This is a genomic window from Steroidobacter denitrificans, from assembly GCF_001579945.1.
GTDB classification, from domain to species: domain Bacteria; phylum Pseudomonadota; class Gammaproteobacteria; order Steroidobacterales; family Steroidobacteraceae; genus Steroidobacter; species Steroidobacter denitrificans.
This window is the reverse complement of record NZ_CP011971.1, coordinates 1,633,099-1,653,824: the sequence shown is the minus strand read 5'-3', so window position 1 is coordinate 1,653,824 and position 20,726 is coordinate 1,633,099. Positions and strand designations below refer to the sequence as shown.

The window sequence follows — 20,726 nt, the reverse complement described above, 5'->3', positions numbered from 1 at the left end:
CGAATGAGTGCGCAATACGCCGCCGCCTCTGTAACGACTCGACTAGCGAGCTCGGCCTCGCTGATCGTCCGGTACATGCTGTTTGCGTTGCTCGCGACCTTGGCGAACCTCGCCAGCCAGTGGACCTGCCTGGGCATCTATGACGGAGCCCACGGCCTGTATCCGGCCATCCTCACCGGCACGGCCGTCGGCCTCATCGTCAAGTTCTGGCTCGACAAGCGCTGGATCTACTCCGAGGCAGCGGCAGACATCCGGAAGACCGGCGCGCAGTTCGTGCTTTACACCCTCACGGGCATCGCGACGACGCTCCTGTTCTGGGGCACGGAACTGTTGTTCGATCGACTCATCGGCACACAGTGGTCCAAGTATCTCGGCGCGATGCTCGGGCTGGCGGCCGGCTACACCATCAAGTATCGCCTCGATGTGCGTTTCGTATTCGCCGCGCCGTCGCCCACGCGCCGCACCATTCAACAGTAGTCCGCACAGGAACTGGATCTTTGACTCATGCCTGAATTCGGCCGCCAGGGAACCTACGACGTCGTCGCTATCGGTTCGGGATTTGGCACGTTGTTTTTTGTCGAGGGTCTGCTGCGCAAGCGCCCGCGGGTGCGCGTCCTGATCCTGGAGCGCGGACGTGCAAACTCGCATGCGTGGCAGCTTATGCACGACAAGAACTCCGATATCGATCCTGAGTCCACCTATCGTCGCGACCCGGCGCACAAGCGCTGGAACTTCACGATTGGCCTGGGCGGCGGCACGAATTGCTGGTTCGGGCATACGCCTCGGTTCCATCCGAACGATTTCCGGCTGCGCAGCATTTACGGCGTCTTGCAGGACTGGCCGGTCGACTACGTGAGTCTGGAACCTTATTACCTGGCTGCCGAGCGTCACATGTCGATCTCGGGCAGCGAAGAGATGGGCGCGATCCTGCCGCGTTCCGGACTGTTTCCATTGCCGCCGCATGTGACTACGTCGATCGATCGCATCATGCGCGCTGCGCAGCCGCAGTTTCATTTTCCCATCGCCACGGCGCGTGCCAGTAAGGCAAACGGCGAACGCGGTCGCTGTTGCTCGAGCGCGCGCTGCTCCCGGTGCAGGATTTCGTGCATTGGACCCGGCCGATTTCCTCTGATTGGACCCACCTTGGATGGGTTGCCGGCGGAGCCGCTGGCGAGGACTTTTACGCGTCCTTTTTGCGCGAAGCAAGTTTCTTGGCTTTGACACCGCGATAGCTCTCGCCGGTGAGCCCGATGGTGAGCGCGCAGTGCTGCAGTCGATCGAGGATAGCATCGGCGATCACGGTATCGGCGATCACCTCGCTCCAGTGAGCCAGCGGCAACTGGGAGGTGAACACGACGGACTTGCTGATCGATCGCTCTTCCAGGATCTCGCATAGGTCCTGAGCCTCAGTGGCGGTCAGTTTGCGACTGCCCATCTCATCGAAGATGATTAGATCGAACTTGGCGAGCTTGTCACGATAGCGAAGATACGTGCCGCTGGAGCGTGCGAGATTGAGATTCTCGAGCCACTTGGTGATGCTGGTGAACATGACGGATTTTCCGTTGGCGCAGGCGTGCAGTCCGACAGCCTGTGCGATGAAGGTCTTCCCGACGCCGGTCGGCCCAATGAGCATCAGTGGCCGCGCGTCCTCGAGCCAGTCGAGGCTGTAGATCTCTTTGATCTGGGTGCGGGTGATCGAACGTTTCGCGGTGAAGTCGAAGTCTTCGAAGGCCGGACGATCACGGAACCTGGCGGCTTTGATGCGATTGGCGGTTTTTCGCTTCCGGCGGTAATCAACTTCCGCTTGCACCAACTGATTGAGCAGTTCGCCGCCACTGAGCTGATCGCGGGCGGCTTGGGCGAGCGCATTCTCCAACACGCCGAGCATGCCGAGCAGTTTCATTTCAGCCAGCTGATTCTTCACGATAGCAATACTCATAGGGGTAGATTCTCCTGGGCCGCAGTACAAGAGAGGGAAGGTTCGTCGGCGGTCTGCAGCGCCGCACCACTGACGTACCGGAGCATGGGATTGCCGGGCTTGCGCACGATGTCGCGCTCGGCCTGAGGATTCATCGATTGTTTACGCGCCTGAGCGAGCAAGTCCTTGAAGTAAGGAACGCGGATCCGGTTATAGCGGCGCATGGCGGCAATCGCCGCGGCGATGCGTACGCTGGCGAGTTCGTGACCGACGAGGTTGATCTCTTTGGTACAAGCCGAGACCAAGCCCATGGCGCGACGGATATGCGCAAAGACGTCTTCGTTGAACAATTCGACGAAGAGCGCGTTGAGATCGGCGTGGATAAAACGCGACTGTGATAGCAACCGCTGCGGTGTCGCCTCGTAATAGGCATCGGAGTTCGGCGGGAAGTGTTCCTTGATCTTGATGCGTTGGCCGGTTTTCATGCGGCAGCGTGGATGGACCGCCAGACGTTCCAAGTTCAGGAAGATCTCGACCTGATTGTCGGTAAGCTTGATTCGTAGCGTTTTATGACGATGGATGTGCGGCGCGCTGTAGTAATCGCCTTCCACGGCAAGAAAGCAATCGGGATGGAGTTTCGCCTCCTTCCACTCGCCATCATCGTACTCGGTGGTCGGCAATGCCTTCAGTGCGGCCTTCTCGATGGTCTCGAAGCGCTCGCGACGTGAGACGCCAAAACGACGGTGCTGCTGGTCATTGATCCGCTCGAGGCATACCATGAGTGCTCGATTGATCTCGGCAATGGAGGTAAATCGCGAGTGACGAAAGCGGAAGCGAAAGTAGCGACCGAGGATTTTTACGAGTCCCTCGACGATCGCCTTGTCCTTCGGCTTTCTGACGCGCGCTGGAACAATCGCGGTTGAGAAGTGCGCGGCCATGTGCGCGTAATCTTCATTCAGATCGGGATCGTACAAGTGACACTTGACGACGCCTTGCCGCAAACAATCGGGCACCGTGACGTGAGGTACGCCGCCGTAATAGGCGTACATGCGTCGATGGCTGGCGATCCAGTTGCGACTCTTCATGTCCTGCGCCGCCCAGGCGAACAGCAATTGGCTGAAGCCCAAGCCGGACACGAACACGTAGGCTTTGTGGATCTCGCCGGTCTTGATCTCGTACCACTCGATCGGCTCGCCAGCGTAATCGACTTCAACCCGCTCGGCGGGCTCGAACGTCCGTGCGGTGACGCTGGCGTCACGACACTGCGGGAACTTGCGATAGAACTGCTTCCAGAAGTTCGAGTACGTCGTCAGCGTCTGCGCTTTTTCCTCCCAGATGAACTTCAGCGGATGACCGAGTCCCAGATCGTGAATGATCACCGGCCAGTCCAGCTGCGACATCCACAACGGATCCGGACTCGCTGCGATAGCATGCGTCACGCGCACGCCATCGCGGATCTCGCGCACCAGGCGGCGTGAACAACGCAATGCGCTCGCGATCTCGCGCACGCTGCGACCCTCGGCGAGCCGTCGTTTGATTTCTTCATATCTCTGCACCGTCAATTCCCTCCGCGCCACCCAACTCTCCCCGTGCGAACAAATGCACGACGATAAGCGGACTGGGCTGTGTGAGCGGGCCGAAGCCCGCGTCTGGGGTGTGAATTGCGGAACGACGCTCGCCGTAGAAGGCGCTGGCGCCACGATCGAGCGCCGGGGTGGGGCTCGGGGCTACCCCCGAAAAGGATATCGTCTGGGTTGACATCGCCGTTTCGCTCCTGAGGCCGCGGCGGCACGCAACAACGCGTGCCGCCGGGCTCCAAAAGCGGCTCCGGCCGGTGGTCCCATTCCGAGGAAATTGGGTGGGTCCATTCCCAGGAAATCAGGTGGTCCCATTCCTAGGAAATCAGGGGGGTCCAATCACAGGAAATCCTGCACCCGGTGTCCGGTGGATGCTAAATTCACCTTTGAGAACGGTTTTCGGCGACTTGCGGCGCAGCCGACGGTGGAAATTCTCACCGAGGCGGAAGTGACCCACCTGGACGCAACTGGTGATACGGTCCGTGCGGTACGCTACAGGCAGGGCGGCCAGGAGCGATCCGTACGAGGTGAGCTCATCGTATTGGGCGCCAATGCCATCCACAGCCCGGCCATTCTGTTGCGCTCAGGGCTGGATCATCCGTTCACTGGCCTCGGCATCAACGAACAAGTAGGCTATTCCGCCGAAGCATTCATCGACGGCATCGACAACTTCGACGGCGGCACGCTCACGACGTCGCTCAATTACATGCAATACGACGGCGAGTTCCGCAAGACCGGCGGCGGCGCGCTGGTGTACTTCGAAAATCGCTGGCTGTACGGACTGCGCACCGAGTATGGACGCTGGCGTCAACTCGTGCCATTGACCGTCGCCGTGGAAGACATGCCGAAAGACGCCAATCGCATCACCGTGGACGCCGATGGCATGCCGCGCGTCCTGTACGCATCCGTGTCGGAATATGCGCAGCGCGGGGTGGAACGTTCGTTCGCCGGTTTGGAGCGAATACTGGCGCCGCTCCCCGTGGAAAGCCTGAATTTCGTGCGGATGCACCCGACTGAATCGCACATCCAGGGCAGCTTACGCATGGGTCGCGATCCGTCGAGCTCGGTCGTCGACGCCCGGCAGATTCATCATCGGCTGCGCAACCTGGTCGTGGTCGGCTCGGCGGTGTTCCCTACCTGCCCGCCGGCGAATCCGAGCTTGACGGTCGCGGCATTATCGCTGCGCAGTGCTGATCTAATCGCTTGAGTGAGCATGCCATGAACGATCGAACCCGCCCGCACGCTCAACAGCGTATCGGACGCCGTAGATTTCTGGCAACGACCGCCGCATTGGTCGCCACGGCGAGTTCGGGTACGACCTGGCTGGCTTGGCGAAGCATCGATCGGCAGGCATGGATCGAATTCGTCGTGCGCAAGCATCTGCCGAATATCGATCTGGATGCGGCATCCCTGACGCGCTTCGGCCGCGAATTCGCGCACCACTACATCTTCGACAACTGGCGCAGCGGCGTCGCGCTGCGCCTGGACTACATCGCGCCGCGTATCGCGCACAGCCTCTCGACAACACAGCGCCGCGTCTCGCTCATGGAGCGGCTTGCGCTCTCCGAGTTCCTGATGGGCAGCAACTTCTTTCGCGTGTCCGATCCTTGCCGCATCCAGATCGTGTACGGCGGTCCGGTCCTGGCCTGCGGCAATCCGTTCGCGATGTTTCATACCGATTGACCATTACCCAATAGCGGAATGGATTTCTAGGACGGCCCTGTTCACTCCGTCCAGTACTTCCATGGAGGCGACAGGATCGCGTTCCTCAGCATGAGACGATCACTTTTGTCGTTGGCCCTCTTGCTGTCCGCGCACACCGATAGCAGCTCGTCGATATCCGTTCTGGCATAGAGCTTCAAGAGATAATCTTTTCGCCAGTAGATATCGCAGAGCTCCCGAAAGCCCTGAGAGAGGGTCCAATCGTGGATGGCCTGCTGGCCGAACTCGGACAACCGCACGCCTGCCGGTGTGGCATAGAGCGCCACCAGGTCGGGCCGGTAGAGATCCAGCACCGATGCATTCACACCGTGCCGGGTAACCTGGGCGCTGGCGACGCCCACATTGTCCAATGCGTTGAGCTTCGAGTGATAAGCGGCCATCCCCGCATCGCCGAACGAGAACGCGCGCAGGTTGTATTTCGCGGCGACCTTCTGCAGCGCTTTGCCGAGGTCGGCATGAGAGGCCAGCGCTCGCGGATAATAGGTCGCGGCCCATGCAAGCTGAGTGCGGCTGCCATTGGCCGTGCCGGCGAACATCGCAAGCAGGACGCAGGCCGCCGCCTTGTATAAGGTTCCCCGCTCGATTCTGTATGACGCTATAAAATCCGCGCTCGTGGAAAGATAGACGCTCCCCGGCGCTCTCGAGCCGAGATACACGAGAAAGACATACATCGGCGCGAACAGGTGGTACGCGAATCGTCCGGCGTAGTTCATTTGCAGATTCGATGTGGAATACGCCAGCACTATGGTACCGAAGAATACCGCCATGAAAGCCGCCAACTTGAGACGGCCGAGGCACAGCAGCCCGACGAGCGGCGCCAGGTACAAACCAAATTCGACAAAGCGCGCGACGCTGAAACTGACGCCATGTTTCGCGTAGAACGTATTGGGAAGGGCGCCACCGAAATGCAGCCGATGGAAGATGAGGTAGCCGAGCAGCGGCAGAGCGATCGCTGCTAGGACACCCAAAGCCCGACCCGGATGAAATCGCAGGCCGCGCAGATACGCGAAGGGCTTGCGCAAAACTTCCTTGAGATCGACTTCCGGCTCATCGATCAGAAAATAGATCGGCAGCAGCGCGGCGAGTAACCATGTTTCCGGCCTGACAATGAACAGAACCAAGGTCGTCAGGATCGCCGTACGGATCCTGTGCTCGTACAGCGCGACAAGCAGCACCGCGGTCAAGAACACGAACAGGAAGGTTTCCAGGCCGCTGTAGACATGAATCACTGTCGCCGGCAGCGCCACGAACGCAGCTGCGAGCAGCCCCGAACCGCGTGCAACCCTGCGGAACCAGTAGATGAAGCTAAGCAGTAACATCGACGAGAGAACTTTGAAGAACAACACGACATCCCAGCCCAGGCGGTTGGGAATAATGCTGAGGACGGCATATAGCGGATTGGTATACGCTTGGGTTGGATCCAATGCGCCGGGGTTATAGTTCCAGACGCCGAAGTCCACCAGGTTCTTGCCATAGCGCCAGGAGATGAACGCATCGTCGACCGTGAACCTGGAGAAGACGTAGATCGAGAGGACCGCGGCCGCGAACGCGGCATAGGTAGAGATTGTTTTCGGCTTCCTCATGATTCACCAACATCTGATACCCGCGCACACGACATCGAATACATCTTCATCTACTCTTCGCGACGTGACGACCAACGTAAAAGCGTCTGTCCTTCGCTGTCTAACCTGCATGTGCTTGATCAGTCTGTAGCCCAGAATGATGTCCCCAACTTTATGTCATTCGCTTCGAAAAATTCTCGGGACCGCAATCTTCACAAAAGTGGCACGCACGCGCCTGAAAGCGTTCCCGATGCCAAGACATAATTCTGGTATCCAGCTTTGACAGAATTTTCATCTACCAGGAATCTTCACATGCGACTGCAGGCATTTGCCTGCTCCTGACAGATCACGTCCATGAACAATGCACGGTTGGCGTGTATTACCAGAGCGTCGTTTGATTTCCTCGCGGCAAATCTGCGGCATGCTTGCGCGACTTCTGCATGCACCCTTTCACTCCAGAGAAACACCTCTTCGATCTTCTCCGCATAACGCTCTTCGGCATCCAAGGACAATGTCCAACCGACGCCCTTTGACCCTACTTCTGCCCACGGAGTGGTATCGCTGATCAACACCGGCAGCCCCGCCGAGAGTGCTTCGTGAATGACGTGCCCATAGTTCTCGCCGCGCGTCGGCAGCAAGAATAAGTCGTGACACGAGAGCGTCTGTCTCACGTTTGACGGCTGGACTGTGCCGCCGTAAATGCATTGAATGTGTTCCGGTAGCGATGCGATTGTCGTTTTGCATTCAGCCCAGTACGACGCGTCCTCTTTAGGTCCATAGACCGTGAATGTCACCGGCGTTTGCACCTGCGCCAGCACTCGAATCGCGAAATCGAGATTCTTCATCCGGCTGATCCTGGAAAGGAAGCACACTCGTAACGGAGAGCCTACTTCACGAGGTGTGCGTACCAGGCCGAGATCCACATCGTGCGCAGCAATGTCCTGGGCGATTCGAATGTCCCTCTCAATAACGTAAGGGCCAGCCCGCAGGATGTCCCGCCTCTCCAGCTCACTCGATGCCTGCCAAATCAGTCTCCGGTAGAGCCGCGCCGCTCGTCCCACGTGAAGATACGCACGTTTTTTGACACTCTTCAGGGCAAGCGCACCCTCCGACAATTCTCCCCGCGGCGCAAGCACGACAGGCGTCCTCCCCAATCTGCCGAGACGTCTTGCCAAGAGGATACGTTGTGTGAACAAAGGATCGAAGAAGCTATTCAGATAGATAACGTCAGGATCGAGATCATTCACAAGACGGCAGAGTCGTGCCACGGAGACTTGAGCAATAGACATGTATCGCACCAGTGAATCGCCCACAGCCGTCCAGTCTTCATGCGTCACGTTTGCGTAGGGCACCGCATCGCCGACGTCTCGGTCGAGCGTCACGATTCGGAAGTCGAATTCCTGCCCCAACCGCGCCACCATGTTGGCGAGCGTTCGCACGGGACCGCCAGCACGGTATCCAGGTAGGTAGTAGCGATTGAAGACAAGCACGACAGGCCGTGCAGGCGTACTCTTCATCGTTGCCTCCAGGGCAGTATCGGCGGCCCGATTCTGGCGTCGTGTTCGAGTATTTTGGAAAGATAGGCCGCGCCTGCATCAGCATCCAGACAGCGTGCCCAGTCCATCAGAGCGGACCGCCGTCTTTCATCCGGTCGCCATCTTTCAAGCATCGTCATGAGCGATACACACAAGTCCTGATCATCGTGCGCACGAAATACGACACCCTCTCCACTTGCGCGCGCAACTTCGGCACTTCCACAAGCATCGCTGCATATCACGGGCGTACCGGTGATGAGGGCTTCGGAGACGACAGCACCCCAGCCGTCATGTCGACTGGGAAGAACGAGACAGTCAGCTCTTGCCATTTCGTTCACAACCTTCGGCATCGGCAATCGGCCGATCCAACGCACTCGCCCGGGCAGCACGGACTCGGCCCGTGCACATAGCGACGATTCGATTGGCCCGGATCCCACGACCGCCAGCTCGATGTCGTCCCGACAGAGCCGCGATAATGCGGATATCAGGAGGTCGAGTCCCTTGTGCTGGACGATCTGTCCAACGTAGAGGAAACGAAATTTGGAGCGACGGGAACTGGAGGCCAGTCCTGGCGAGGAGGTGTTCGGCAGAAAGTACGCGAATGGGTATACCCGCGATTCCGGCATGCCTCGCGCGATGACCCATGAGCGGGTACGGTATCCAATCGCCAGGACACCTTCGATGCATCGACCGGACCAAGCAAACAGTAATCGGTACGCAAGACGTTTGATAATTCCTTTCCAGTTCTGATCATCTACCGTCTCCATCACGATCCACTGTCGCAACCGGCGCTTACGTAACGCGCGCTGTACGGTTTGCACGACACCGTTGCCTCGCATACCCTGGCATAGATGGATACTTTGCAGCGAGGCGCCTGCCACCAACGCTTCGGCCGCGCTCTTGTCGGGCGCGAGCACAACGCGAAGATTACCGAGAAACGGAACGGTCCAGCCCTGTCTCTCCCGCTCCTCGCTCATCCAGCGTTCCGCAACGTACGTCACAGCCCAGCCCCGGGCCAGCAACGCTGTGGCCAACGCCGCCATGTGCGGGCTAACGATTCTCTGCCAGAACCAGATTTCGCCACGCTCTGGAGCAGTCACTGGCACATCCGGAATCATGACGAGGCCTGGCAGTCGCCCACCACCTTCAATCGATTCTTTCCCGCCTGCGCGCGCCAATCGATACCCAAATCCCGTAGGTCGAAGCGCTGCCAGATCACGTCTGTAGCTGCGTTCGTCGTACGTAGCGTCACGAGCAGCGTCACGCGACCGCCGCCCTCATCACGCACCTGAACATGCTGCAACAGCTCGAAAGCGTCGTGATGGCGACCGAATACCATCGCCGTGAGCGCATGGCGATTACAGCGACGATCGACCACGAAATCACCCACTCTCACATCGCTGACGCGACAGGACAGGAATCCGATACCCCGCTCGCCGAGGAAACTTCGTGTCGTGGCGACTCCGTCCGGGACGTCTAGGACGTGATTGTTGGCCCGCGAATACCGGCCCCTGCGTGAATCCCGACAGCAGCTTGATCCACTCCGAGGCATTATGTAAGTTCCAAGGCGATTCGAATCCCGACCGCGCCACGGCTCCCTCGATATTGACGCATAACGGCTTGCTGGCGAATGCATCCGAAAAACTCACGAATTCGAATCGGCCTCCCGCTGCGATTACGGCATCACCCACGACGATCATTCATCACCTTCCCTCCAGGCACTGTACGGATCACCTCCGCGGCAGCCCCGCTCGTTGCTGGGCGAGCTCAGTGCAGCCGCCGGATGCAGCCATCGCGTGAAATGCGAGCACGATGAAGAAAAGCAGCGGCGCGTTGCGCGCGATGTCAGCACTGACTTGAGCGACGAACAGATAGTACAGACCCATGTAGAGCCATCCGCCCAGCCACGCCTCGCTCCTACGAAGCAACGCAAGCACCACAACGCCCGCTCCGATCAAAACCAGGATCAGTCCGGGCAGACCAAGCCCGAGCCAAGCTTCGATGATCCAGTTGTGCGGCCACGAGCCGAACCCTCTTCTCTGAAACTCCCCGATGCCGATACCCGAAACCGGATTATTCGAGATCAATTGCAGACTCGTCGTCCAGAGCTCGATTCTGCTGTTGGACTGGACACCGTACAGTGCAATACGACTCTCGACATTGCTCGTGAACAAATCAAAGATCTGCCACGCCGCCGTGGCGCCGAGAACGCACACCACAGACACTAGAATCAATCGACCTCCGATCGATTCTCCCCGGACTCTCGACCTGAAGACCATCACGACAGCCATACAAGCTGCGACAACTACGACCGTGACATAGACCTGGCGCGTATAGGCGTACCACGCCAGAGGCGCAGCAAGCACTATCGCTGCAGCAATCTCGGGCACCCGGCGTTGCTTGTGCCGGTCGGTAAAAATGACCGCCAAGGACATCAGCAGTAACAGCCCGGCCATCCTGGCGCTATCGATGGCGTTAAAAGTCTCGGCGCCTCGCAGCCCGATCGTCGCATCAACGATCATCGCGATGGAGTCCACCGAACTTTCAAGCAGCCAATAATTGAACGCGAATAGCGGCAAGCCGATCGCCATCGCCTCCGGCGGCGATACCTCGTTTCTGATGGCTAGCACACCCGCCAGCGCATAATAGCTGCCGTACACTGCCAGGTACTGCCATGAGAAGACGCTGTAACTGGAGAGATCCGTCGTAAACGAGAACAGCGAGTAGATCAGCAGGAATGCCAGCCACCAGGCCAGAAAACGCCGCACGCCACGGTATGCTGGCCGGGCCAACAGCGCCGGCGATGCCTTCACCGCCAGGAAGAGGAGTACGACGTCCAGCCCCATCACGAGCACTGTAGGTGTCAGGCTGATCATCTCGGCCGCCGCTTGCAGAAACGGCAGTCCGAGCAGCGCGACCGCGACCAGCACCGGCCCGGACCCGACCCTCAAGCTCGTCGCAGCGACGATCGTCCCGGTCAGAAGCACCGCCAGGGCGCCCGGCAGCAGGTTCAATCCCACCACCATCGCACATCCGAGCAACGCGAGCCGGTACGGCCATGTGAGCTCACCCCTCATCGACGCTCCACGACCTCGTTCAACAGCGCGGCCAGCTCGCCGGCCTGGCTACGGTTCGAATAGCGTGATATCAGCTCCCGGTGCCCGCGAAACGCGACGGCGCCAGTCCTCTTCCACTCGCGGTAGAAGCCGAGGAGAACGCCTTCGATCTCTTCCACCGATGTACAGCTCGTCCCGGCGTTCGTTCGCTGCAACAACTCGTCGATGCAGTCGTGATCATGCGGGATCGACAGGATCGGTCGCCCCGCAGCAATGTATTCGTACAGTTTGCTGGTGTTCCAGCCACGCATGCCGGGATGACTGGCCGACAGGAGAAGGGTGGCAGTGCGCTGATATTTGATGACCTGCGCGCGCGGCACTGCTCCGTGATCCACCACCAGGTACGCGTACGGATGCCCGGCGAACATCTCCGCCAGCCTAGTGGCATTGCCAGCACCGTAGAATTCGAGCACCACGTGCCGCGCGTCCACTGCGCGCCGGGCGATCAGTCGGCCGAGCGCGTCCAGCAGCGGCCTGAGATTCGGACGGCCGAGAACCACGCCGCCGGTAAACACGATGTTGAATCGAGGGAATATCGAAGGCGGCGTCGCCGGCAACAGATCAGGATCGAAACCGTGCGAGATCGTACGCACGACGCGCCCGTGCCGCTCCTGCAATGTCTCCGCGAAGCCCGCTGATACCGTAGTGATGGCCGCTGCGCTCCTGAGCACTCGACGCTCGTGATGCAGCCGCATGGGCAGGGTGGCCTTTACAAACAGATTCGGTATCCACTGCCACACATCGCGAAAATCGGCGATCCAGGGTCGGCCGCTGACATCAGACGCATAGCACGCAAGATCGAGAAGGTTGTCCCGCGGCACGGTTGTCCAGATCGCATCAAAGCGTTCCGTGTGCAATAGTTTGTTGACCGCATCCCGACCTGTCCGTAGGAAGCTGTAGGGGTGGAGGTACGGTCGCGCCACTCGCACGGTCTGCTCTATCGCGGCCGACAATCCGCGCGGAATGGGATAGTCCAGCTCATGGCGCACCAGATCGAACGGTAGATTAGGAACGATCGTCGGATCGTAATTGCAGTTGTCCCGGCGCCACGCACGTGTAAGCACCACGGGCTCCCAGCCGAACAACGGCAGATACTTTGCCATGCCGCCGGGACGTCGGCTTGCCGTGATACCGCTCGGCGGAAAGTGGTGCGCAATGATCAGAAGCCGCCTGCTCATGTAGCGGCCACCTGGGCGATCACTGCGCGCCAACGCCCCGCCCACGCACGAAATCCGAGCTGCGCACCGCAGGTCGCGCGACCGGCCTGCCCAAGACGGTTGCGCAACTCTGCAGAATTCACCAACGATTGCAAGGCGAGGTACAGTTCCTGCTGATCGCCGGGCTGCACTAGAAGCCCGTTGAATCCATCCAGAATGATATTTGGAAGGCCGCCTACGGCGCTGGCGACCACCGCTCTGCCCGCCGCAAGTCCTTCGATGGCGCTTAATGACGTGCCTTCCGATCCCAACGAAGGAACGACTACGATATGGTGTTCCCGCATAAGCGCCGGCATTTCGCCGTGATCGACCCTACAGTACTTGGCTCGCTCGGATGGTGGAAGAATCCTCTGCATTGCGGCGCAATCCGGACCATCGCCGCTCAGCGTGACACGCACAAGAGGATGCGCCGCCAACAGTCTCGCGGCGACGCTGACGAACAGCCTCGTGCCGCGAAAGCTCATGAAGCGACGCGCGAACAAAATCGACACCGAACCGTCTTGCGGTGGACTGTCGAGTTCGAAGAATTCCGCGCTGGCGTGGTTCGGAATGACCCACAACCGCCGCTCTCGACTATGAAAATCGGTAACGGAATGCAGCCACGTCTGGTATGCGTAATCCACGCATACAATATTGCGATGACGGCGTAAGCGCCGCAGGTTGCGCCAGTTGTCGAACGCCTTGTAGGCACCGCCAAAACGGCGAGCGAGCGCGTTCGTGGAATAATACGCCACCGGTAGATCCCAGTAGATCCCGTGCTGGATTGCGACAGATCGTTGTCGCTCGCTCACGGCTTCGTGCTGCTCGTTGGAGAACAGGAGTACATCTGCTGCGCCAAGCACATGACGTTCGACGTGATTGACGAGTGCTTGGCAGCTAGCGACCGGGTGTCCGACTGCCGTGAGGTTCTCGAACTGGTGCTCGAACGCCTTAGCGGCAGCTTGATACACAAAAAATTCGCAGTTGCCACGCAGGGCACCGGCGAGTTGGGACATATACGTTTCGACGCCGCCGATCTCCCGTGTCCCGTCCGGGCGAGCGTATTTCGCGACGATCGCAACCACCTTCATGCGGGGAACCTCACGCAGTATTTGCGACTCATCGCATTCATAGGGTGCTCTGGACCTCCTCGAGCACCGGCAGGAAGCGCGCCTCCCAACTGCATTTGCGCGCAATCGCCTGGCATCGATCCGGATTGGGGGCGGTGGCGAATTCCTCTACAAGCCGCGCGAAATGCGCCGGATCGTCGGCGCACCCCACCACACCCGGCTTCACGTACGGCAGCACTTCTGGCATTGGAGAAGCGACCACCGGTACACCGGCGGCGAGATATTCATAGAGCTTGATGGGGTTGGTGCCGCGGATAAGGTCGTTCATCACGAACGGGATCATCGCTACGTCCGCCTTCGCCAGCAGCGACGGCAACTCTTGGTAGTCTCGACGCCCGAGCAGTCGAATGTTGCCCCGCGCCAGATACGCTCTTTGTTGCTGATCGAGCTGACAAGAACCGACGAGTTGCACTTCCCAGCCCCCCAGGCGAGCGGCGGTGGCGCCGACGAGCCGCGCGTCAAACCAGTGCTGGAGCGCGCCGATGTAGATCAGCCGCCGCGGACGACCCTTGTCGGGCATCCGAGCATCCGACTCGATGCGCATGTCGCGCGCACGAGCAAAGTGCGAATAGTCGACGCCATTGGGAACGTAACTGATCTTGTCTTTCCAGATGGCGAACTTCTCCTGCAGACGCCGGCTGACCACCCAGATGCGATCGGCCCGCTCGCACAGCGCCTGCTCCCAGGCGCGCACCTGTGCGGCATCGCCACTCCCAAATCCCTCCCAATCGTCCACGCAGTCGTAAACGAATGAGCCAGGAAGCGCACCCATTCGTGCGGGGTATTCGAGCGGCCGGCGATAGTGAACGTACAGATCGGCACGTGACGAAATGAAATCTGAGAGTATGCGGTGCTCGATCCCGCGCTGATATCGCCTAGCGAAGGCGCTGGTGGGCGGCCAATGATGCAGGCGACTGGGTGGCGAGCTACGGGAATGCACACGCGGTCGGTAGTTCAGTGTGGGCGCCGTATCCCGCATGTTCCGCTGGCAGAACACGTCTACTTCCCAGCCCATCCTCAGCATGAGCGCCGCCAGATGGTGTGGCCGCTGGGCGTAGCAATACCACAAGCCGTACAAGCTGCACTTCATCGCGAAGTCGCCCTCCCGATGTCATGGACCGCCGGCAGGAAGCGGCTGTCCCAGCTACATTTGTGCGCAATCGCCTGGCAGCGATCCGGATTACCGGAGGCGGCGCACTCTTCCACCAACCGGGCAAACTCCGTCGGATCGTCGGCGCACACGACCGCGCCCGGTTCGACGTGCGCCAATACCTCAGGCATCGAGGAAGAAACGACCGGGACGCCCGCGGCCAGGTACTCGTAGAGCTTGATGGGACTGGTGCCGCGAATCAGGTCGCTCAGAAGAAACGGGATCATCGCGACACTCGCTGCTGCCAGTAGCGACGGCAGCTCGTGATAATCCTTCTTGCCGAGAAAATGAATATTGTCCCGGTCCAGCCATGCCCTCTGGCGCTCGGCGAGCTTCGAGGGTCCGACGACCTGTATCAGCCAGTCGGGAAGTCGGCCCGCAACTTCGCCCACCAGGCGTGCATCGAACCAATGCTCCAGCGAGCCGATGTAGATCAACCGCGGCGCGCGAGTTCTTGTCTGAGGATCGGCCTCGAGTTGCGCACGCATATCCCGCGCACGGGCGAAATGAGCGTAATCGACGCCATTGGGGACATAGCGGACCTTGTCCTTCCAGTCAGAGAGCTTCTCCTGCAAATGCCGGCTGACCACCCAAATGCGATCCGCCCGCTCGCACAGGCGCTGCTCCCATTCTTGTACTGCTCCGGCTCCCACATACCCGAAGGCTGCCCAGTCGTCCATGCAGTCATAGACGAGAGGGCCAGGCAACGCGCCGATCCGTGCAGCATATTCATGCGGACGATGATAGTAAATGAACAGGTCCGCTTGCGAGGAGGTGAAGTCGGAGAAGACTCCGTGCTCGACGTGGCGTTGGTACCGTCGAGCCAGGCTCGCTGTGAGCGACGACCGGTACAACCGGCCAGGCGGCAATGTCCGATAATGCACGGCAGGCCGATGGTCCAAGGGCGGTGCCCTATCTCGCATTCCTCGCTGAGAGAATGTGTCCACTTGCCACCCGGCACGCAACAAAGCGCCCGCCAGATGATGCGGCCGCTGAGCGATGACATTCCAGAATCCGTAGAGGCTGCCGCGCATGGATTTGGATTGCATGAGCTTCATCCTCCGGAATCTCCGCCGCCAAACCGGAGCTGCCGCGCGGCGAACGCAAACGTCCACAGAGCGTGGATAATATAAGCGCCCAACAGAGCCGCCGCGATCCCCATGGCGCCGTTGTCTAGCAGCAGCCAGCTGCCCGTCACGTACACCGCTGCCCAACCAAGGTTCATGACGGCTCCCAACCACATGCGGCCGCTCGCCGCGAGGATGGAGCCCACCGGCATCTGTATCGCCACCAGGCTGGCGGTTACGACGGTCACCGCCAGCACCGGCCACTCGGCGGCGAATGAATCGCCGTAGAGCTTCATGATGAACGGAGCGCCCACACCCAGCGCGACAGCGAAGGGCGCCACGATCGCGGCGTTGGCGAGCATGCCGAGGCGCAGCACGTTCGCACCGGCCTTCGATCCCTTATTGGCCGGAGTTTGGACGGCGAGAGTTTGAGTGAGCACCGGTAGCACGATTCGCCCGGCCGCCATGGGCAACAGCAGCAAGGCGTAGTACCATTGGTTCACGACGCCAAGCACCGCCATCTGCTCCTTGCCTTGCGGCGTATTGATCAGCATTGCATGACAGATCCAATGCACCGGCATGACCATCATTGTCGACAGTAGTGCCGGTGCCGCGAAGTCACGAATCGAGCGCCATTCGCTCGCCCATCCGCGACAGATTCTGGGTATGCGCCAACTACCGAGGCAATCGGCCAACATGACACCGCTGATGACCCAGCGCACCAAAGAACTCAACACCAATCCCCACACGGCACCTGCGAGACCGTAGGAGTACGTCAGCGACACGCTCATCGGAACGGACAACAGCGCTGTATAAACGCCGGCCAGCGTGTTCTTGCGCATGGCCTCGAAGCCGATCAGGGCGCCGCTTTGATAGCTCTGCAGTGTATTGAACAGAACGGCCAGTGCGCTCAACGCAAGCAAGTCGGCTTCGCCCGGCATGTTCAAGATGTGAGTGCCGATGAAGCCGGAGCCGGCCGCGAGTATTCCGGCGATCGACAGGCCGCTGGCCAGCGCCACTCGATGAGTGAGCGTCAGAATGCGCCCCAGCCGCTGTGGATCGCGTTCCTTCAATTCGGCAACGTATTTCGTGGCCGTGACACCCAGGCCGAGACCCGCGCATACTCCTACCATGGAGAGCGTGCTCTGCAGAATCGCCAGGCTTCCGAAAGATTCCTTGCCGAGCAGCCGTACGATCACGACAGAACTGGCGAACGTCACTACCCGCTCTGCTACCGCGCCTGCCATGCTCCAGGTGGCACCAATGGCCAGCCGATACGCGACGGGCGAGGCGCGAACTCTGGAGCGAACCGATGCGATGAGTGTGTTCATATGCTCCGCAGCGAACCTCTATCGCGCCAGCTCTTGAACGATCCGTTCCGCGGCATGACCGTTGCCGTACGGGTTATGGGTCCGCGACATGCGCTCGTACAGACTGGGATCGCCTAGCAGATCCTCCACCGCTGCGATGATCGTGGTCTTGTCCGTACCGACCAATCGTACGGTGCCAGCCTCGACCGCTTCCGGACGCTCGGTCACCTCCCGCATGACCAGTACCGGCTTGCCGAGCGAAGGCGCCTCTTCCTGCACGCCGCCAGAGTCGGTAAGGATGAGATCGCATTCGTTCATCAGCCAGACGAACGGCGCATAGTCCAGCGGCTCGATCAGATGCACATTGGGCAGCCGCAGGAGAATATCGTTGACGGGCTGGCGTACGTTGGGATTCAAGTGCACTGGATAGATGAAATCCCAATCGGCGTGATTCATTGCCAGCTCGCGAATCGCCTGGCACAGATCCTTGAACCCCTGTCCGAAATTTTCCCGGCGGTGCCCCGTGATCAGCACGCGCCGGCGACCGTTGTCGTGAATGCGCGTGAATAGAGTCTCGCCGAACAGCGTCTTCCAGACGCTGCGCGGATAGGCGCCCACGCGCTCACGCATCCACAGTAGCGCGTCGATGACCGTATTGCCGGTGACGATGATCTGCGGCTGGGGGATATTCTCCGCCAGCAGATTGCGCCTGGAGCGATCGGTCGGCGCGAAGTGAAGCTCGGCGATCCGGCTGACCAGTGTGCGATTGACCTCTTCCGGGAATGGCGCACGCAGGTTCCCGGTGCGCAGACCTGCCTCGACATGCGCCACGGCGACGCCTTCATAGAAAGCGGCCAGCGCCCCTGCGAAGCAGGTCGTCGTGTCGCCCTGCACGAGAACGATGTCCGGGGATTCCTTGCGAATGACCGCTCGCAAGCCGAGCAGCACGCGCGAAGTGACGTCGAAGAGGTCCTGCCCCGGCGACATGATGTTCAGATCGTAATCTGGTTTGATCTCGAACAGCCCGAGCACCTGGTCGAGCATGCCGCGATGCTGAGCAGTGACGCAGATCCTCGAGTCGAATCCCGGGTGAGCCGCTAGGGCTCGCACCACCGGTGCCATTTTGATGGCCTCCGGACGCGTGCCGAAGATCGAAAGAACGCGTTTTTGGTTCATGACTTGTTCGCGGACGGGCTCACTTGGCGTCGTACCGATAGCCGTAGCCATAGCCATACCCATATGCGGTAGTAGCGGATCTGAGATCGTTCAGCACCACGCCGCGAAGGTTCACACCCGCCAGTTGCAGGCGCCTGGCGGCATGCTCGATCTGCCGCAGCGGATGGCGTTCCGCCTGCAGCACCAGCAGCGCGGCACCGGTAAAGCGCCCGATGATCCCGGCGTCGGCCACGGCCAGAACGGGCGGCGTGTCGATCAGCACGTGGTCGTAGTTTCGGCTGACGTCCGCGAGCATTTCCGCAAAGCGCCGATGCAACAGCAACTCGGCCGGCGCCGGTGGAATGACTCCCGAGGCTATTATTTCCAGCTGATCGACGTTGGTTGTCTGGATCACCTGCTCCAGCGCCTGCGCTCCGCCGAGCAGTTCGCTCAGACCTGGATCGCGAGGCCGCCTGACGTATTCGTGCAGGCATCCACGTCGCATGTCGCCGTCGATCATCAGTACGCGCTTGCCGGACATGGCCAGTACGGAGGCGAGATTCATCGTAATGAATGTCTTGCCTACACCCGACATCGGACCGGTGATCATCAGCACGTTGCTGTCGGCCCCCAACGTCGCGAAATGCAGTGCCGTGCGCAGATTGCGCAGCGATTCCACGGCTGGATCCTGCGGATCGGCGTCCGCGAGCACATAGTTTTCTCGCTCCGATCTGCGACGCATTCGGGTTCTGAGTTTCTGCTGTATCTGGCTGTGCAGCACCGTCGCGTACACAGGCAATCCCAGGTATCGCTCGATCAATTCGGGATCGGAGATGCCGCCCCTGAGCATGCGGGCGAGAAAGACAAAACCCACGCCACCTGCCAGACCGAGCACCAGGGCAACCATCAGCGTGCGGGGCCGGTTGGGCTCGACGATACCCAGTGGGGCTACCGCTCGATCGACGATCCTCACGTCGCCGAGTGTGCCTGCCTTGATGACCTGCAGTTGCTGATAGCTGTCCAGCATACCGGTGTATAACCGGGTGCCTACTTCGACGTCGCGCTTGCGCCGGAGGATCAACTGCTGCGTCTGCGGCAGGCCGCGTACCCGCTGCTCCAGCCGTTCGGCAAGCACCTGCAGATCATGAATCTGCGCATCCACGGTGACGATCGAGGGATGTGCAGGAGTGAAGCGGCGGATCAGCGCTTCACGCTCCTGTCGCAGCTTCGTGATCTCCTGATCGACATTCACGATCTGCTGCAGCAGACTGGCTGCCTCCCGCTCCAGGTCGACGGAACCTTCACGATTACGGTAGCGGTTCAACGCATCTTCGGCGGCCTGCAGGTCGCGCCGTACTGCTGGAAGCTGCTCATCGAGAAACGCCAGCCGCTGCGCCGCCTCGGCCGATTTCCGATCGACATTCTGCCGCAGATATTGCTTCGCGATCTCGTTGACCACATCGGCGGCTTGCTGCCGATCGGTATCCTCGAGGGTGATCTCGATGATGCCGGAGCGCACGCCTCGTTCGATCACCCGTACTCTACCCTGAAGTTCCCCGATCACCGCCTGGCGCGATCGACTCACGAGTGTGAACTGTGTCCCGGGCCGCGCATGCAGTACATCGATTTGCAGCACCAGTTCTTCGTCATCCAGCGCCACGCGCGCGAGCTTCCCTACAGGAGCGTGCAGAAGCCGCGATCCCTCCGGGTCTATGAGTTCGTAGCGGCCGTCTTCCCCGGCGATCAGCGTGAACACGCGGCCGATGTAGCGTTGCGGGATCTCGAAGTGCACGACCTCGATCACCTCACCGCCCCAGGCGAACTCCGCGAGTCCGAAAGGCGGCGGCGCGAGCTCCTCGCCGGCGTGCCGGCGCGCCATTGCACGACCTATGACGGGAAAGTATTGCGGTTCGGCGTATACCGTCATTTGCAGGCTATCCACGGCCCGGCCGAGCACCATGCGCGAACGCAGTAGCTCCATCTCCCCTGCCGCTTCTGGCGCCTGTTGGCCGAAAAGTGCCGCGACGTTATCGAATTCCGCGCTGAACGCACTCTTGCCACGCTCGACCTGAACCAGCGCGTTCGCGCGGTAGACCGGGCGCGCGAGGCCAAGATATACCGATGCGATCAACAGGCTCGCAATCGCCGCGGCGACAATGATCCACCTACCTTCGATGAGAGTCGCGAGCAGCCGGTGCAGATCGACGTCATCTCCCGCAGCGTTTACATCCGTATAGACCGCTGCCGCGGCGGGCTCCGTTCCTTTCGGCATGGCTCCGTTCGTCTGA

18 protein-coding genes are annotated in these 20,726 nt (G+C 60.4%); 4 read left to right on the top strand and 14 right to left on the bottom strand.

The window, feature by feature from the left end:
* Positions 1-3: 3 nt before the first annotated feature.
* Together ACG33_RS07480 and ACG33_RS07475 are read left to right on the top strand one after the other, a co-directional pair.
* Positions 4-477 (top strand): GtrA family protein, encoded by a 474-nt coding sequence (locus ACG33_RS07480; RefSeq protein ID WP_066923004.1) that lies wholly within the window; start codon positions 4-6, stop codon positions 475-477.
* Positions 478-504: 27 nt separating this feature from the next.
* Complete coding sequence (locus tag ACG33_RS07475) at positions 505-1,221, top strand: GMC family oxidoreductase (protein ID WP_066920029.1); 717 nt, start codon at positions 505-507, stop codon at positions 1,219-1,221.
* Here the strand turns inward: ACG33_RS07475 and istB are convergent.
* Together istB and istA are read right to left on the bottom strand one after the other, a co-directional pair.
* Complete coding sequence (gene istB / locus ACG33_RS07470; protein WP_066920027.1) at positions 1,181-1,939, bottom strand: IS21-like element helper ATPase IstB; 759 nt, start codon at positions 1,937-1,939, stop codon at positions 1,181-1,183. The genes ACG33_RS07475 and istB overlap by 41 nt on opposite strands.
* Positions 1,936-3,474 (bottom strand): IS21 family transposase, encoded by a 1,539-nt coding sequence (gene istA / locus ACG33_RS07465; protein ID WP_066920024.1) that lies wholly within the window; start codon positions 3,472-3,474, stop codon positions 1,936-1,938. Before istA ends, istB begins: the two co-directional genes overlap by 4 nt.
* A 388-nt stretch (positions 3,475-3,862) precedes the next feature.
* Here istA and ACG33_RS07460 point away from each other — a divergent pair, with 388 nt between their 5' ends.
* Positions 3,863-4,702 (top strand): GMC oxidoreductase, encoded by an 840-nt coding sequence (locus tag ACG33_RS07460; protein ID WP_066920023.1) that lies wholly within the window; start codon positions 3,863-3,865, stop codon positions 4,700-4,702.
* Positions 4,703-4,713: 11 nt separating this feature from the next.
* Positions 4,714-5,178 carry a hypothetical protein gene (locus ACG33_RS07455; protein ID WP_066920020.1) on the top strand — a complete coding sequence of 155 codons (465 nt, stop codon included), beginning with the start codon at positions 4,714-4,716 and terminating at the stop codon, positions 5,176-5,178.
* 41 nt (positions 5,179-5,219) lie between these two features.
* Here ACG33_RS07455 and ACG33_RS07450 read toward each other — a convergent pair whose 3' ends face one another.
* The 12 genes from ACG33_RS07450 to ACG33_RS07390 form a co-directional block, all read right to left on the bottom strand.
* The gene (locus ACG33_RS07450; protein ID WP_157071698.1) at positions 5,220-6,677 is read right to left on the bottom strand and encodes a hypothetical protein; all 1,458 of its coding nucleotides are present in this window, start codon (positions 6,675-6,677) and stop codon (positions 5,220-5,222) included.
* 410 nt (positions 6,678-7,087) lie between these two features.
* On the bottom strand, positions 7,088-8,296 hold the full coding sequence (locus ACG33_RS07445; protein ID WP_066920018.1) for a glycosyltransferase family 4 protein: 1,209 nt from the start codon (positions 8,294-8,296) through the stop codon (positions 7,088-7,090).
* Entirely contained in the window at positions 8,293-9,432 is a 1,140-nt protein-coding gene (locus tag ACG33_RS07440) for a glycosyltransferase (protein ID WP_083536549.1), read from the bottom strand. The genes ACG33_RS07445 and ACG33_RS07440 overlap by 4 nt, the downstream gene beginning before the upstream one ends.
* Entirely contained in the window at positions 9,429-9,692 is a 264-nt protein-coding gene (locus ACG33_RS07435; protein WP_210399213.1) for a hypothetical protein, read from the bottom strand. Before ACG33_RS07435 ends, ACG33_RS07440 begins: the two co-directional genes overlap by 4 nt.
* A gap of 352 nt (positions 9,693-10,044) precedes the next feature.
* Positions 10,045-11,391: an O-antigen ligase family protein gene (locus ACG33_RS07425; RefSeq protein ID WP_157071697.1), complete on the bottom strand. Its 1,347-nt coding sequence runs from the start codon at positions 11,389-11,391 to the stop codon at positions 10,045-10,047.
* Positions 11,388-12,608, bottom strand: coding sequence for a glycosyltransferase (locus ACG33_RS07420; RefSeq protein WP_066920012.1), 1,221 nt, complete (start codon positions 12,606-12,608; stop codon positions 11,388-11,390). Before ACG33_RS07420 ends, ACG33_RS07425 begins: the two co-directional genes overlap by 4 nt.
* Positions 12,605-13,717: a glycosyltransferase family 4 protein gene (locus tag ACG33_RS07415; RefSeq protein ID WP_066920009.1), complete on the bottom strand. Its 1,113-nt coding sequence runs from the start codon at positions 13,715-13,717 to the stop codon at positions 12,605-12,607. The genes ACG33_RS07420 and ACG33_RS07415 overlap by 4 nt, the downstream gene beginning before the upstream one ends.
* A gap of 37 nt (positions 13,718-13,754) precedes the next feature.
* Entirely contained in the window at positions 13,755-14,771 is a 1,017-nt protein-coding gene (locus ACG33_RS07410; RefSeq protein ID WP_237392720.1) for a glycosyltransferase, read from the bottom strand.
* Between the two features lie 71 nt (positions 14,772-14,842).
* Positions 14,843-15,940: a glycosyltransferase gene (locus tag ACG33_RS07405; RefSeq protein WP_237392719.1), complete on the bottom strand. Its 1,098-nt coding sequence runs from the start codon at positions 15,938-15,940 to the stop codon at positions 14,843-14,845.
* A gap of 20 nt (positions 15,941-15,960) precedes the next feature.
* On the bottom strand, positions 15,961-17,304 hold the full coding sequence (locus tag ACG33_RS07400) for an oligosaccharide flippase family protein (protein WP_066920001.1): 1,344 nt from the start codon (positions 17,302-17,304) through the stop codon (positions 15,961-15,963).
* A gap of 18 nt (positions 17,305-17,322) precedes the next feature.
* Positions 17,323-18,459 (bottom strand): non-hydrolyzing UDP-N-acetylglucosamine 2-epimerase, encoded by a 1,137-nt coding sequence (wecB, locus tag ACG33_RS07395; RefSeq protein WP_066923001.1) that lies wholly within the window; start codon positions 18,457-18,459, stop codon positions 17,323-17,325.
* A gap of 19 nt (positions 18,460-18,478) precedes the next feature.
* Positions 18,479-20,710: a polysaccharide biosynthesis tyrosine autokinase gene (locus ACG33_RS07390; protein WP_066919999.1), complete on the bottom strand. Its 2,232-nt coding sequence runs from the start codon at positions 20,708-20,710 to the stop codon at positions 18,479-18,481.
* Between the last annotated feature and the right edge of the window lie 16 nt (positions 20,711-20,726).

Coding starts and splice junctions, on each gene's coding strand:
- ACG33_RS07400 (WP_066920001.1), bottom strand. CDS start 17,304: ATGAACACACTCATCGCATCGGTTCGCTCCAGAGTTCGCGCCTCGCCC.
- ACG33_RS07390 (WP_066919999.1), bottom strand. CDS start 20,710: ATGCCGAAAGGAACGGAGCCCGCCGCGGCAGCGGTCTATACGGATGTA.
- wecB (WP_066923001.1), bottom strand. CDS start 18,459: ATGAACCAAAAACGCGTTCTTTCGATCTTCGGCACGCGTCCGGAGGCC.
- ACG33_RS07480 (WP_066923004.1), top strand. CDS start 4: ATGAGTGCGCAATACGCCGCCGCCTCTGTAACGACTCGACTAGCGAGC.
- ACG33_RS07445 (WP_066920018.1), bottom strand. CDS start 8,296: ATGAAGAGTACGCCTGCACGGCCTGTCGTGCTTGTCTTCAATCGCTAC.
- ACG33_RS07440 (WP_083536549.1), bottom strand. CDS start 9,432: ATGATTCCGGATGTGCCAGTGACTGCTCCAGAGCGTGGCGAAATCTGG.
- ACG33_RS07420 (WP_066920012.1), bottom strand. CDS start 12,608: ATGAGCAGGCGGCTTCTGATCATTGCGCACCACTTTCCGCCGAGCGGT.
- ACG33_RS07475 (WP_066920029.1), top strand. CDS start 505: ATGCCTGAATTCGGCCGCCAGGGAACCTACGACGTCGTCGCTATCGGT.
- ACG33_RS07405 (WP_237392719.1), bottom strand. CDS start 15,940: ATGCGCGGCAGCCTCTACGGATTCTGGAATGTCATCGCTCAGCGGCCG.
- ACG33_RS07410 (WP_237392720.1), bottom strand. CDS start 14,771: ATGGGCTGGGAAGTAGACGTGTTCTGCCAGCGGAACATGCGGGATACG.
- istB (WP_066920027.1), bottom strand. CDS start 1,939: ATGAGTATTGCTATCGTGAAGAATCAGCTGGCTGAAATGAAACTGCTC.
- ACG33_RS07425 (WP_157071697.1), bottom strand. CDS start 11,391: ATGAGGGGTGAGCTCACATGGCCGTACCGGCTCGCGTTGCTCGGATGT.
- ACG33_RS07455 (WP_066920020.1), top strand. CDS start 4,714: ATGAACGATCGAACCCGCCCGCACGCTCAACAGCGTATCGGACGCCGT.
- ACG33_RS07415 (WP_066920009.1), bottom strand. CDS start 13,717: ATGAAGGTGGTTGCGATCGTCGCGAAATACGCTCGCCCGGACGGGACA.